13 protein-coding genes are annotated in these 14,279 nt (G+C 72.9%); 11 read left to right on the top strand and 2 right to left on the bottom strand.

The features are described 5' to 3' along the window. The first annotated feature begins 68 nt into the window (after positions 1–68). Entirely contained in the window at positions 69–1,019 is a 951-nt protein-coding gene (locus tag IW256_RS02160; RefSeq protein WP_197009341.1) for a SecDF P1 head subdomain-containing protein, read from the top strand. On the opposite strand, the gene IW256_RS02155 is transcribed toward IW256_RS02160, so the two are convergent. Beyond that, on the bottom strand, positions 1,016–2,641 hold the full coding sequence (locus tag IW256_RS02155; protein WP_197009340.1) for an MDR family MFS transporter: 1,626 nt from the start codon (positions 2,639–2,641) through the stop codon (positions 1,016–1,018). The two genes, IW256_RS02160 and IW256_RS02155, sit on opposite strands and share 4 nt — an antisense overlap. A gap of 78 nt (positions 2,642–2,719) precedes the next feature. Between IW256_RS02155 and IW256_RS02150 the strand changes: the two genes are divergently transcribed. From IW256_RS02150 to IW256_RS02130, 5 genes are all read left to right on the top strand, one after another. After that, a complete protein-coding gene (locus IW256_RS02150) occupies positions 2,720–3,364 on the top strand; it encodes a TetR/AcrR family transcriptional regulator (RefSeq protein WP_307828707.1) in 645 nt (214 codons plus the stop codon). Between the two features lie 174 nt (positions 3,365–3,538). Beyond that, complete coding sequence (locus IW256_RS02145) at positions 3,539–4,618, top strand: DUF8094 domain-containing protein (RefSeq protein WP_197009338.1); 1,080 nt, start codon at positions 3,539–3,541, stop codon at positions 4,616–4,618. 159 nt (positions 4,619–4,777) lie between these two features. After that, complete coding sequence (locus IW256_RS02140; RefSeq protein ID WP_197009337.1) at positions 4,778–7,387, top strand: alpha/beta fold hydrolase; 2,610 nt, start codon at positions 4,778–4,780, stop codon at positions 7,385–7,387. 31 nt (positions 7,388–7,418) lie between these two features. After that, a complete protein-coding gene (locus tag IW256_RS02135; RefSeq protein WP_307828706.1) occupies positions 7,419–8,333 on the top strand; it encodes an ABC transporter permease in 915 nt (304 codons plus the stop codon). A 734-nt stretch (positions 8,334–9,067) separates the two neighbouring features. After that, a complete protein-coding gene (locus tag IW256_RS02130; RefSeq protein ID WP_197009336.1) occupies positions 9,068–10,450 on the top strand; it encodes an FAD-binding oxidoreductase in 1,383 nt (460 codons plus the stop codon). A gap of 16 nt (positions 10,451–10,466) precedes the next feature. Here the strand turns inward: IW256_RS02130 and IW256_RS02125 are convergent, their stop codons facing one another. Further along, positions 10,467–11,045, bottom strand: coding sequence for a TetR/AcrR family transcriptional regulator (locus IW256_RS02125; protein ID WP_197009335.1), 579 nt, complete (start codon positions 11,043–11,045; stop codon positions 10,467–10,469). A 78-nt stretch (positions 11,046–11,123) separates the two neighbouring features. On the opposite strand from IW256_RS02125, the gene IW256_RS02120 reads away from it, so the two are divergent. From IW256_RS02120 to IW256_RS02100, 5 genes are all read left to right on the top strand, one after another. Continuing rightward, positions 11,124–12,071: a quinone oxidoreductase family protein gene (locus IW256_RS02120; RefSeq protein ID WP_197009334.1), complete on the top strand. Its 948-nt coding sequence runs from the start codon at positions 11,124–11,126 to the stop codon at positions 12,069–12,071. A gap of 166 nt (positions 12,072–12,237) precedes the next feature. Continuing rightward, positions 12,238–13,374, top strand: coding sequence for a Fic family protein (locus tag IW256_RS02115; protein WP_197009333.1), 1,137 nt, complete (start codon positions 12,238–12,240; stop codon positions 13,372–13,374). A gap of 2 nt (positions 13,375–13,376) precedes the next feature. Further along, entirely contained in the window at positions 13,377–13,646 is a 270-nt protein-coding gene (locus IW256_RS02110) for a hypothetical protein (RefSeq protein WP_197009332.1), read from the top strand. A gap of 100 nt (positions 13,647–13,746) precedes the next feature. Then, entirely contained in the window at positions 13,747–13,884 is a 138-nt protein-coding gene (locus IW256_RS02105; protein WP_197009331.1) for a hypothetical protein, read from the top strand. 38 nt (positions 13,885–13,922) lie between these two features. Continuing rightward, a complete protein-coding gene (locus tag IW256_RS02100; RefSeq protein WP_197009330.1) occupies positions 13,923–14,279 on the top strand; it encodes a hypothetical protein in 357 nt (118 codons plus the stop codon).

Here is a 14,279-nt window from a genome sequence, read left to right as displayed (position 1 = left end):
GCGTGTGAACGGTGTGGGGCCCTTCCGCGTCCTGACAGACTGAGAGATCATGTCGTCAGGAGGTGACGATGCGGGTCATTCCGCGACGCAGGAAGGACCGCCGGGGTTCACAGGACGCCGCGCCTTCCGCGCCTGCCACGACGTGGCCCGCGTCCGCGACCGCCGCCGGGCCGTCCGCGGGAGCAGAGCCGTCCAGCCCGTCCAAGCCGTCCAAGCCGTCCAAGCCGTCCAAGGGTTCCGGGCGTGCCGGGGGCGGCGGGCCTGCGAAGGGCGTGAAGTCCGCGGGGTCGCCGGAGCCGTCGTCCGCCGCGGCCGGTGGAGCCACCGGCACCCTGGAGCTGGAGCCCGGCACCGTGACCGGCCCCGTCACCGGCCCTGTGACCGGTACGGAGAGCGGTCCCGAGGCCGCGCGGCGGGCCCGGTCGGCCGAACGGCGGCGCACCGCGGCCGAGCTCAAGCGCAGCCGGGCGGCGCGGCGCCGGGGCACGGCCCGCCGGGACCGGGCGGCCCGCGAGCACCGCTCCTCGATGCTGGCCATGATCATCATGCTCGGGCTGCTGATCGCCACGGTGGTGGTCAGCGGCGGCCTGTTCGCCGCGTCCATGCGCACGCGGCCCGTCACGCTGGCGGCGCCGCTGCACATCTACCCGGTGACGCAGACGGCGCCCGGCCAGTGCCCCGCGGGCACGCAGGGCATCTCCGGGCAGACCTCCGGCGGACCGGCCTGCTACCAGCTGAGCCAGGGCATCGCCATCCGCAAGGTGGCCGACCTGCGGGTGCAGCGCGCCCGTGACCGCAACGCCTACGACGTCGCCATCACCCTCCGCTCCAACGACCGGCAGGCGTTCGCCGCCCTGACCCGCGCGACGCTGAACCGCGACCTCGCCTTCGTCGTACGGAACCAGCTGGTCACGGTGCCGCGCGTGGACACCCCGATCCTGGACGGCAAGGTCATGATCACCGGCCCGTCGAGCCGGGCCGAGGCGGGCCGCCTCGTCCGCAGCCTCAGGGGCGGTTAGCGGCTCACCGGGCTGGTCTCCGGGACGGTCGCGGGCGCCGTCTCCGGGGTGGGGCCCGTGTCTCCGCGCAGCGGCAGCTCCTTGAGCGCGATCACGGCCAGGAAGCCCAGCACGGCGACCGGGACGCCGACCAGGAAGACCGTCTCCAGCGCCCTCGTGAACGACTCCAGCACGATGTGCTGGAACGGCTCGGGCAGCCGGTGGATCTCGTCGGGCGAGCCGAGCACCGTGCCCGTTCCGGCGGGCGGGCGGACACGGGCGGCGGCGAGCGCGCCGTTCAGCTCGGCGGTGAGCCGGTTGGTCAGGATCGCGCCGAACGCGGCCACGCCCATCGCGCCGCCCAGGTTGCGGAAGAACGAGACGCCGGAGGTGGTGGCGGCCAGGTCGGCGCGGCCGGCGGCGTTCTGCGCGGCCAGCATCAGGATCTGCAGCGTGAGCCCGAGCCCGACGCCGAGCACGGCCACGGCCACGCCCATCATCAGGTCGCTGGAGTCGGTGTGCAGCCGGGACAGCAGGTACATCCCCGCGCCCGTGCACAGCAGCCCGACGACCGGGAACACCTTCCACCGGCCGGTACGGGTGACGATCTGGCCGGACACGGTGGAGGTGACGAACATGCCGATGACCAGTGGCAGCGCCATCAGCCCTGAGGCGGTGGGGCTCATCCCCCTGACGATCTGGAGGAACTGGGGCAGGTAGATCAGCGCGCCGAACATCGCGATGCCCACGCACAGCGAGGCCACACCGGTCAGGACGAAGGTGCGGTTGCGGAACAGCCGAGGCGGCAGGATCGGCTCGGCGGCGCGCCGTTCCGCCGTGACCGCCAGCAGCATGAGCAGCACGGCGCCGGCGGCCAGCCCGTACGTCCAGGCGGAGTTCCAGGCGAACTCCTTGCCGCCCAGCGACAGCAGCAGCATCAGGACGGTGGCGCTGCCGGTGATGGTGAACGCGCCGAGGATGTCCAGCCGGGTGTCGCGCTTCACCTTGGGCAGCGTCAGCACCTTCTGGATGACCAGGAAGGCGACCACGGCGAGCGGGACGCAGACGTAGAAGCACCAGCGCCAGCCGAGGCCGTCGGCGTCCACGATGAACCCGCCGAGCAGCGGCCCGGCGACGGTGGAGACGCCGAAGACGGCGCCGATGAATCCGGCGTAGCGGCCCCGCTGCCGCGGCTCCACCACGTCGCCGAGGATCACCTGGGCCAGCGCGGACAGCCCGCCGACGCCGAGCCCCTGGACGGCGCGGGCCGCGATGAGCTGGCCGATGTCCTGGGAGAGCCCGGCGGCGACCGAGGCCAGTACGAAGATCAGCAGCGCGGTCTGGAACATCAGCTTGCGGCCGAACAGGTCCGACAGCTTGCCCCACAGCGGCGTCGAGGCGGTCATGGTCAGCAGCGAGGCGCTGGCCACCCAGGCGAGCTGGTCCTGCCCGCCCAGGTCGCCCACGATGGTCGGCAGGGCGGTGGCGACCACCGAGGTCGAGATCATCGAGGTCAGCAGGGCCATCATCAGGCCGGCCAGGATCTCCAGGATCTGCCGGTGGGTATATGGCGGGCGCTCCTGCTCCTGCGCCGCCGCCACCGCCGGTGACGCCGCGCTCGATCGAACCACTCTGTCCCCCATACGTCCGCTAATTACCTGTGTTTTGCATATATGCTAGGTAGTCGGGTGTTTACTTGCAAACGGAGGGATACTGGAACGGTGCTGGACCAGGCGGAGACCGCGAGCGCGCCCCCGTCCCACGAGGCGCGGGAGGGCACGGCCGAGTCCGCACCCGCACCGCGGCCCAAGCGCGATCGGGAGGCGACCCGGCGGCGCATCCTGGCCGCCGCCCGCGACCTGTTCGGCCGGTACGGCTACGACGGCGTCTCGGTACGGATGATCGCCTCCGGCGCGGACGCCAACGTGGCCCTGGTGCACCGCTACTTCGGCTCCAAGGCGGCGCTGTTCGGCGAGGTCCTGGAAGGCGAGTACGTCATCACCCGGGTCATCGCGGGAGAGGGCGACACCAGGCCGCTGTCCCGCCGGCTGGCCGAGCACTTCGTCCGGCGGATCCACCGGGGCCCCGCCGACCCGCTCCCCCGCATCATGGACCGTTCGGTGGGCGACCCGGAGGTCAAGCAGATCCTGCGCGAGCACACCGAGCGGCTGGTCGTCGAACCCCTGGTGCGGCAGCTCGCCGGGCCGCGCGCGCGGGCCCGCGCCACGCTGGCCGCGACGCTCATCATGGGCGGCGGGCCGCTCCGGCGGGTGCTGGGCGTGGACGACCTGCTCCCTCTCGACCCCGACGAGCTGACCGACCAGGTCACCGCGATGTTCGAGGCAGCGCTCGCGCCGTTCGAGTGATGTCCGCCCCCCTTCGAACATCCTGGACATTTCCCTCTATGAAGTGACACTTCCGGCGCGAGCGGCGCTGATCCTCCTGGAACCCGGCGGCCACCGAACGCCGGGTACCGGAAGCACGACGGAACGCGGGGGGCCGGACCGGCCCCCGCGTCACCACGGGAGGGCCGGCCACCGATGGAGAACCGCACCGCCGCACCGCGCGGGAAGGGCCTGCGGGCGACCGCGGCACTGATCGGGCTGCTCGTCCCGTTCACGGCCGGCGGGTGCGCGGTCGGGGACGCGATCGGCGGCGTGGTGGGCGGCGCGGCGGACGCCCCGGCCAAGAGCCGTACGACCGCGCCCCCGCCCCCTCCCATCCCGGCCCTGACGCAGGCGGAGGCCAAGATCGCGCTGGCCCTCTACGCCAAGCGCTCGAACGCGGTCCACCGGCGCCTCGACCCCCGTCTGGCCTCGTCTGTCTACACCGGCTCGTCGCTCCAGATGGAGATCGCGAAGTACCGGGTGTTCAAGGCCAACCGCGTCAAGATCCAGCAGTCCCGGTACGGGCAGACGCTCGCCGCGGCCCCGCTGTTCTCCGCCCACCCCAAGTGGTTCTTCGCCGCGATGACCGACCGCGGGGACAGCCCCGCCGTCCGCGACCTCGTCGTGCTCGTCCAGGACAGGGCCGGCGGGCCGTGGCGCGCGGCGTACACGCCGCTGAGCACCCGCAAGGTGACCGGGGCGCTCGCCCCGGGCGTCGACGTCGCCGACAACCCCGCCGTCGTCCCCGCCGCCGACAGCTCGCTCGGCACGGCGCCCGGACAGGTGTCGGCGGCGATCGCCGACGTCCTCAACCAGGGGTCGCGCAGCCCGCACCTGCGGTCCTTCGTCCTCCCGGACTGGGCCAAGGAGCGCTACCGCGCGCTGCGCGAGGACCGCAAGGTCTTCCGCCGCAACGGATGGACCGGCACCGCCGCGTACGCGGCGTCCCGCGCGCCCGTCTACGCCGTGCGCACGAAGTCGGGCGGGGCGCTGGTGTGGACGGCGGTGGAGCTCAGGGAGGACTTCCGCCACACCGGCCGCGGGAACGGCATCACCTGGGAGCACGACAGCTGGGGCGACCTCCTCAAGCCCACCACCGGCAGGTCCAAGGTGAACCGGGCCCTCACCACCGTCGAACGGCTCGAACTGGCCGCCTACGTACCGCCGAAGGGGCGGGGCAGGATCCAGTTCCTGGCCACCCGGTGGGCGCCCATCTCGATCACCGGACGCTGAGCCGGCGCCGGGGCGCCACGTACGCCGGGCCCGTCCGTAAGCCGGGCGCGTCCGTACGCCGGGAGGCGTAAGCGGCCGGGCGCCCGTACGGCGGCGGGCGCAGCAGAGATCGACTTGAGGGTGGAGAGGCCCGCCCCCGGTGGCACATAGGCTTCTCGCATGAGGGTGGGGGGAGCGAGACGGCTCCGGGAACGGTGGGGTTCGGTCCGTCCCGCCACGCGCTGGACGGCGGCGGCCGGTGCCGCGGCGGTCCTCGCGGGCGGCGGCGTGCTCTGGGGCGTGACCGCGGACGGCGGGCCGCCGGTACGGGCGCAGGCGCAGCGCGTCGACGTGGTGGACGGCCCCGAGGACGACCAGCGGGTCAGCCTGGACACCACGTTCTACCGGCCCGCCGGGAGCGCGAAGGTCCCGGTGGTCCTGCTGGGGCACGGGTTCGGCGGCTCCAAGGACGACGTCCGGCAGGAGGCCGAGGAGCTGGCCCGCGCCGGGTACGGCGTGCTGGCCTGGTCGGCGCGCGGCTTCGGCCGTTCCACCGGCCAGATCGCGCTGAACTCGCCCGACTACGAGGTCAAGGACGTCCGGCAGCTGATCGACTGGGTGGCGAAGCGGCCCGACGTGGTGCTCGACGGGCCCGGCGACCCGCGCGTCGGCATGGCGGGCGAGTCGTACGGCGGGGCCATCGCGCTGCTCACCGCCGGGCACGACCGGCGGGTGGACGCCATCGCCCCGCAGATCACCTGGCACAGCCTGCCCGACGCGCTCTTCCCCAACGGGACGGGCGCGGGCGCGGACACGGGCGTGTTCAAGAAGCTGTGGGCCGGGATCTTCTTCACCGGCGGCGCCGGCGACGGGCCGGCTCCGGGCGGCGCACCGGGCTCGGCGGCGGGCTCCGCGGAAGGCTCGGCGTGCGGGCGGTTCCTGCCCTCGCTGTGCGCCATGTACCAGGAGATCGCCGAGACCGGCCGTCCCACCCCCGAGGCGATCGAGACGCTGCGCCGCTCCAGCCCGTCCCTGGTGGCCGACCGGATCAAGGCCCCGGCGCTGATCGTCCAGGGCCAGGCCGACTCCCTCTTCCCGCTCGACCACGCGGACGCCAACGCCCGCGCCATCGCCCGGAACGGCACCCCGGTGTCGGTGGTCTGGTTCCAGGGCGGCCACGACGGCGGCGACCCGGAGACCGAGCGCGTGCGCGGCCTGGTGCGCGGCTGGTTCGACCAGCGGCTGCGCGGCCGTGCGCCCGGATCCGCGGAGGCCGTATCCGCGGAGGAGCGGGCCGCCGCGTTCACCGTGACCCGCGCGGGCGGCATCGACTCCTCCACCCAGGAGGTCATCGTCGAGTCGGCGACGGCCGGCGCCTACCCCGGCCTGGCCGCCGATCCCCGCGCGCTCCCGCTGTCCGGGCGCGAGCAGACCGTCCACAACCCGGCGGGCGGCACCCCCGCGTCCATCTCGGCGCTGCCAGGGCTGGGCGCGCTCGGGAGCCTCGGCTCGCTGGGCGGGGCGGGCGCGCTGGACGGGCAGCTGCCGATCGACATGCCGGGCCAGTCCGCCGTGTTCGACAGCGCGCCGCTGGACCGTCCGCTCCAGCTGACCGGCGCCGCGTCCGTGCGCGTCCGGGTGACCGGCGACGGCGACGTGCCGCTGTTCGCCAAGCTGTACGACGTGGCCCCCGGCGGCCGGCAGGGGACTCCGGCGCGGCGGATCGCGGCGCCGTTCCAGGTTCCGGACGCGGGGAAGGGCCGCGAGGTCACGGTGACGCTGCCCGCCATGGACTACCGGTTCGACCGGGGCCACCGGCTCCGGCTCGTCGTGTCCACCACCGACATGGGCTTCGCCACACCCGCCAAGCCCGCCACGTACAAGGTCGCGGCGGTGTCGGGCCTGTCCGTGCCCACCGTCACCTCGCTGCGCGCCGTCCCGGCGCCGGTCCCGGGATGGGTGTGGGGCCTGCCCGCCGCCGCGCTCGCGGTCGCCGCCGGGCTCCTGGTCACCGGGCGCGGACGCGGGCGCCGCGGCGGGGCCGCCGCGTACGATCCCGCGCTGGCCGGGGTGCCGCTGCGGATCGAGGGGCTGACCAAGGCGTACCGGAACGGCCACCTGGCCGTCGACGACCTGTCGTTCCGCGTGGAGAAGGGCCAGGTGCTGGGGCTGCTCGGGCCCAACGGCGCGGGCAAGACGACCACGCTGCGGATGCTCATGGGCCTCATCCATCCCGACGCCGGCGAGATCCGGATCTTCGGGCACCGGGTGACGGCGGGGGCACCGGTGCTGTCGCGGCTGGGCTCGTTCGTCGAGGGTCCGGGCTTCCTGCCGCACCTGTCCGGGCGCGACAACCTCGACCTGTACTGGCGGGCCACCGGCCGCCCGGCGGACGAGGCGCACATGGAGGAGGCGCTGGCGATCGCCGACCTCGGCCCGGCACTGGACCGCGCGGTGCGCACGTACTCGCAGGGCATGCGGCAGCGGCTGGCGATCGCCCAGGCCATGCTGGGCCTGCCCGACCTGCTGGTGCTGGACGAGCCCACCAACGGCCTCGACCCGCCGCAGATCCGCGAGATGCGCGAGGTGCTGGTGCGGTACGCGGCGGCCGGGCGCACCGTGATCGTGTCCAGCCACCTGCTCTCCGAGGTGGAGCAGACCTGCACCCACGCGGTCGTGATGGCGGGCGGGCGGCGGGTGGCGGCCGGCCCGGTGGCCGAGATCGTCGGCTCCGGCCGCCGGCTGGAGGACGCGTTCCTGGAGATCATCGGGACGGGGGACCCGTCATGAGCGGCGCCCGCGAGACGAACGGAGCGAGCCGGTGAACGAGGGCACCGCGACCGCGGCGCTGAACGGCGGCGGACCGGCCGGGGCGGCGGCGGGCGGCGGGGACCGGGACGGCGCCTCGGCGGCGTACCGGGTGGGGCGCACCCTGCCGCTGCGGGTGGAGATCGTCCGGCAGTTCCGGCGCCGCCGCACGCTGGTGGCCTTCGGGATCCTGCTCGCCCTGCCCTGGGTGCTGGTGGCGGCGTTCCAGATCGGCGGCGACCCGGGCCCCGACGGCATGCCCAGCCTTGTCGACGTGGCCACCGCCGGCGCGCTCAACTTCGCGCTGTTCTCGCTGTTCGTGTCGACCGGGTTCCTGCTGGTGGTGGCGGTGGCGCTGTTCTGCGGCGACACGGTGGCCAGCGAGGCGGGCTGGTCGTCGCTGCGCTACCTGCTGGCCGCGCCGGTGCCGAGGGCCCGGCTGCTGCGGCAGAAGCTCGTGGTCTCGCTCGGCTACGCCGCCGTCGCGGTCCTCACGCTGCCGCTGATGTCACTGGTGGCGGGGGCGGTCGCGTTCGGCTGGGGGCCGGTGGAGCTGCCCACCGGCGGCACCTTCCCGGCCGGCTCCGCGCTCGGCCGGATGGGGATCATCGTCGGGTACGCGCTGATCGTCCAGCTGGTGGTGGCGGCGCTGGCGTTCCTGCTGTCGGTCACCACCGACTCGCCGCTGGGCGCGGTGGGCGGCGCCGTCGGGCTGGTGATCGTGTCGAACATCCTGGACGCGGTCACCGCGCTGGGCGGCTGGCGCGACTTCCTGCCCACGCACTGGATGTGGGCGTGGATGGACGCGCTGCAGCCGCAGATCCAGTGGACCGGCATGGCCAAGGGAACGGCGGTCTCGGTGGCCTATTCGGTGGTGCTGTTCGCTCTGGCCTTCCGCCGCTTCCGGTCGCGCGACGTCGTTTCCTGAGGAAGATCGTGAATGCCCGCGGCCGGATTCGGCCGCGGGCGGGACGCCTCCCGATTTCTCACCGAGCGCGACCTCTCCGATACGCTCCGCGTCATTTCCCGCTCGAAAATCGGTCGAACCGGTCGAGGGTGTCGCATAAGCTCTTCGAACCTTTCACGCGATGTTCGCGTCGAGAGAAATGAGTGCGACATCGGCTCGATCGACGGGTTAACACCCGGCCCGACGGGGGAGATGATCACCATGGCACGGCAGCAGCTCGTCAAACGCCCGAAACCGCCACGTCAACCGAGCCCGCTCGACCTCCGGTCTCCTTCGGGACGCCTCCTGCCGTACTGACGCAGACCAGGAACGCCGCACCCGCCTCCCGCGGGACCACGAACGGTGAAGGGCCCCGCCACCGCACCACATGTGGCGGGGCCCTGCGGGCTTTACGGGACTCCCGTCCGGCCACCGGACCGTCACGATTCGTGAGGAAAGCGCGTCCGGGCCTCTTCTCTTCCCCGTTCCGCGGGGCACACAATGGGAGCAGTGACAACGCGCCCGCGGGCGCCTCTCAAGATCATCCGCGTGTCCCGGGATGCCGGAGCGTCCCGTCCCCCCTCGTTCCGATGCCGGACGATGCCGTGCTCCGAAGGGGGTGGTGAGGGAAACGGCATGACCTCGTGTTCACCGGGCCGTCGTGCCCCTCTCGCGTCATGGCGGCCCCACGCCAGCGAGTGGAGAGGGGACGCGCAATGACGTCCACCGGAGTCAGCGGCGCCGCCCTGGCCGAGTTGGGCACCGGGTTCACGGGCGAGGTCATCGTCCCGGACGGCTCGGCCTACGACGAGGCCCGGACGCTGTTCAACGCGATGATCGACCGGCGCCCGGCGGTCATCGCCCAGTGCGCGAGCACCGGCGACGTCGTCCGGGCGATCGGGTTCGCGCGGTCGGCCGGCCTGGAGATCGCCGTACGGGGCGGGGGGCACGGCGTCGCCGGCGCCGCCGCCACCGACGGCGGCCTGGTCGTCGACCTGCGCCGGATGAACGCCGTGACCGTCGATCCGGGCGCGCGCACGGCCCGCGCCGGAGGCGGCGCGACGATGAGCCATCTGGACCGGGCGACCGAGGCGTTCGGCCTGGCCACCACGGGCGGCCGGGTCTCCACCACCGGGGTCGGCGGGTTCACCCTGGGCGGCGGCTCGGGATGGCTGGAACGCAAGTACGGCCTGGCCTGCGACAACCTGGTCGAGGTCGAGCTGGTCACCGCGGACGGCGAACGGATCCGGGCGAGCGAGGACGAGCACCCGGAGCTGTTCTGGGCCCTGCACGGCGGCGGCGGCAACTTCGGGGCGGCGACCTCGCTGACCTTCCGCCTGTACCCGCTCCCGGCCGTCACCGTCGGCATCCTGCTGTGGCCGCCCGAGGCCGGGCCCGACGTGGTCAGGGCGTACCGCGACTTCATGGTCACGGCGCCCGGCGAGGTCGGCGGCGCCGCCATCTACCTCACCGCGCCGCCCGAGGACTTCGTCCCGGAGCCGCTGGTGGGCCGCCTGGCGCTGGCCCTCGTCCTCACCTACGCGGGGACGGGGCCCGAGGCGGACGCGGCGATCGCGCCGATGCTGGCGCTGGGCCACACCGGCGGCGGCGTCCTCGAGATGCCCTACGCGGACCTGCAGTGCATGCTGGACGATCCGCCCGGTTTCCGGAACTACTGGTCGGCGGAGTACCTCGCCTCGCTGCCCGACGAGGCCGTGGACGCCTTCTGCGACCGGGCCGCGGACATGGTCGTCCCCTCGGCGTCGCAGCACATCCTGCTGCCCCAGGGCGGCGCGGTCGCGAACACCGGCACGCACTACCCGATCCCCTGGCGCACCGCGCCCTGGGTCGTCCACCCGCTGGGGCTGTGGGAGGCCACGGCGGACGACGAGCGCGCCATCTCCTGGGCACGCGACCTGCGCACCGACATGAGGCCCTGGTCCGCCGGCGCGGTCTACCTCAACTTCATCGGCGACGAGGGCCCTGACCGCGTCATGGCGGGGCTCGGCGCCGGCAACTACCGGCGCCTGGCGGCCGTGAAGGCCCGCTACGACCCCGCCAACGTCTTCCACCTCAACCACAACATCCGCCCCGGGTGACCTGCGGGGCCGTCTCTCACAGGGGCCGGCCCGTCAGCGCGGTGCGCGCGAACGCGAGGATCCGTTCCCGTACGGCCTCCACCGTCAGCCCGCCGCCGGTCAGCAGGTCCACGAAGTCCGCTCGCAGCGTGGAGAGGAGCGCGTGCGCCATGAACTCCGCGTCCTCCCGGGGAAGGTCGGGGCGGGCCTGCGCGATCACGCCGGCCAGCCCGGCGTGCCAGCGCCGGTAGCGTTCGAGGCGCTCGGGGGTCGCGTGGTCGCCCATCCCCCGCAGCAGGGGCCGTCCCGGCACGGTGATCCGGTCGAAGAGCCCGGCCAGGAAGTCGACCACCCGTACCGCCGGATCGGTGCCCGGGTCGCCCAGCCGCTCCAGGGCGTCCGGTTCCCAGTCCTCGGTGAGCTGCTCGAACAGCGCGGTGATCAGGCCCTGGCGGTCGCCGAACCGGCGGAACAGCGTGCCCTTGCCCACCCCCGCCTCGGCCGCGATGTCGCTCATGGAGACCTGCTCGACGCCCTTCTCGCCGATCAGACGGTGGGCGGCCAGCAGGATCGCGCGGCGGTTGCGCGCGGCGTCCGCCCGTTCCCGGCGAGCCAAACGGTTCCTCCCTTGACATAACCGGACCGGCGGTCCGTATAGTGAAAGCGGACCTGTGGTCCGCTAAGGAGGATACCCATGCGCGCTGTGCGCTTCCATGACTACGGCCCACCCTCGGCCCTCACCGTCGACGAGCTGCCCGACCCCACGCCCGGCCCCGGCGAGGTCCTGATCGAGGTCACCGCCGCCGGCATCAACTTCTCCGACGTCCAGCTGCGCGCGGGGGCACTGCGCCAGTGGGCCCCCGGCCTGCCCCTCCCGTTCACCCCCGGGCACGAGGTCGCGGGCACCGTGATCGCCACCGGCCCCGGAGCCGACCCAGCCCTCGCCGGCCGCCGCGTGATCGCCCTGTCCCCGGCGGGCGGCGGCTACGCCGAACTCGCCACCGTCCCCGAGGCGGCCGTGCTCCCCGCGCCCGACCTGGGCGAGCACGAGGCGCTGGCCGTCCTCACCCAGGGGACGACCGCGGTCGGCCTCATGGCCGAGGCGGCCGTCTCCCCCGGCGAGACGGTCCTGGTCGAGGCGGCCACCGGCGGGGTCGGCGGCCTCCTCGTCCAGCTGGCCAAGCACGCGGGCGCCACCGTCGTCGCCGCGGTCGGCGACGAGAAGAAGGCCGCGATCGCCCGCGAGCTGGGCGCCGACCGTACCGTCGACCTCACCGCGGCGGACGACGTCGGCCCCGTCCAGGTCGTCTTCGAGTCGGTCGGCGGCCCCCTCACCCGCACCGCCCTCGACCTGCTCGAACCCACCACCGGCCGGATGGTCCTGTACGGGAACCTCAGCGGCCTCCCCCACGAGATCGACCCCGCGGTCCTTTACCAGCGCGCCCTGTCCGTCATCGCCTTCGCCACGGCCCTCCTGCCGCCCGAACGGCTGGCCCCGCTGCGCGACCGGGCGTTCGCCCTGGCCGCGGAGGGTGTCCTGCGGCCCCGCATCGGCTCCGTACGCCCCCTCGCCGAGGCCGCCGCCGTCCACCAGGCCATGGAGGACCGCGCCACCACGGGCAAGAACATCCTCGTCCCCTGAGCCCCGCGTCCTCCGGCGACCCCCTCGCCGGAGGACCGGCTAGGCCCGGACGACGCCCGCCACCACCTGGTCCATGACCGCCAGGCCGGGCGCTTCGGAGGAGTCGTCGCACCCCAAAAGCCACGACGGATTGACACAGTGATTACGTCACCCTATCCTGGCGAAGATGCTGTTCCCCACTCCTGAACTCAGTGAACTCGACCACGCCGTCTTGGACGATCTCGATCGGATGCGTCGTGACTTGCGGCACCAGATACGCCAGGCGCCCACCAAGTGGACAGAGGGCCTTCGGAAGTTTCTGACGGCGGACGCCGTTGCGGCCTCGAACTCCATCGAGGGATTCCGCGTGTCCACGGTCGACGTCGTCGACCTGATGGAGGGCGAGCGTGACGTCGAGGTCTCCGAGGACAACCGTGAAGAGACTCTCGCCTACCAGCGGATGATGACCTACATCCAGACACTTCACGACGCGGCGGACTTCACGTTCAGCAAGGGCCTGCTGAACGCATTGCACTGGATCCTCCAAGGGCACCACCACACAACGGCCAAGCCCGCCGGTCAGTGGCGCAGAGGCCCGGTGTACGTCACCGACCCCAGGGATCCGAGCATCGCGGCGTACACGGCGCCCGACGCCGAAGACGTCCCGGGCTTGATGGCCGAACTGGTGGACTGGCTGAACCTGAGCGAAGAGACCCACCCGCTGGTCAAAGCGGCCATGGCCCACCTGCACCTGGTATCGATCCATCCGTGGGTCGACGGGAACGGCCGCATGTCGCGCTCGCTACAAACCCTCATGATCGCTCGCGAGGGTGTCCTCGCCCCCGAGTTCTCCTCGATCGAGGCATGGCTGGGACGGCCGGGAAACACCTGGGAGTACTACCGCGAACTCAACGCCCGAGGCTCGCACTACCAACCCGACCAGGACGTCTCCAGTTGGATCAGGTTCAACCTGACCGCTTACCACCAGCAGGCTCAGACGGTCGGCAACCGCCTGAACAGATCCAGCAGGGTCCTCGCCCATCTCACCGATTTCACCGCCGCCGAAGGCTTGGACGAACGCCTGGTCTCCGCCCTGCACGAGGTCGCGATGACCGGGCGTGTCCGCCGCCTGCGTTACGAGCACGCCGAAGGACTCAGCGTCCAGCAGGCCCAGCGCGACCTGCGCGACCTGACGACCTCGGGAATCCTGGAATCCGTCGGCCGCACCCGAGCCCGTTACTACGTCGCCGGCCCCGCCTTCCCCGAAGCGGCCCTCACCGTGGCAACGACCCCCATGTCCCTGACCGATCCCTACCGCCGCTGACGTTGGCCCGCGCCGGCGGCGGCGGGAACTTCGGGGCGGCGACCTCGCTGACCTTCCACCTGTACTCCCTCCCGGCCGTCACCGTCGGCATCCTGCTGTGGCCGCCGGAGGCCGGCCCCGAGGTGGTCAGGGCGTACCGCGACTTCACGGCCACGGCGCCCGGCGAGGTCGGCGGCGCCGCCGTCTCGAACGCGAGGATCCGCTCGCGTACGTCCTCCACCGTCATCCCGCCGCCGTCACACGTTCAAGGTCGCGACCTGCGCAGGCGGTGATCTCGCGGCCGACTTCGACCTGGAGGCATCCGGCATCGCCGACGCCCAACGCTGCTTCGGCGACGGCGACGTCGGCTCCTGCCTCTGGACGGGCGTTTCGGTGGTACCCGTCGTGGGCTGGCTGGCCCGGGGCGGCAAGGCGGCCAAGGCGGCCAAGGCGGCCAAGAAGTTCGACAAGCTGAAAGACGCCTACGACAGGTACAAGGCAGGGACGAGCCCGCCTGCCCGCTCCCCCTGAAGAACCAGCTGGCGAGTCAGTGGGCGTATGAGAAGATCGTGGCGGACCAGAACGGCGTCGAGCCCCTCAAGATGGGGGACCCGAAGTTCGACGAGGCCATCGGGGGCGGCCAGAAGGTCAAGTGGGTCATCACCCGGACCGGTGAGTTGCTGTTCGTGCCGAAGCGGGCCGGCGAGGACGAGATCAAGCACTCCGTCGCCGCCGGCGGTGGCAGCGTGCTCGCGGCCGGTGAGGCCATCATCGAGAAGACACCGGACGGCAAGTACGTGGGTTTGCAAATCGATCGTTGCAGCGGCCACTACCGGCCCAGGGAAGAGCACCTCGACTACGCGGAAAAGGTGTTCGCGTTGAACGGCCTGTTCTTCTTCCACGTGGACAACAGCGGTAGGTGCTGA

This window comes from Actinomadura viridis (assembly GCF_015751755.1).
Classification (GTDB): Bacteria; Actinomycetota; Actinomycetes; order Streptosporangiales; family Streptosporangiaceae; genus Spirillospora; species Spirillospora viridis.
Note: the sequence above shows the minus strand (reverse complement) of the source record. Positions and strands in the feature narration are given on the sequence as shown.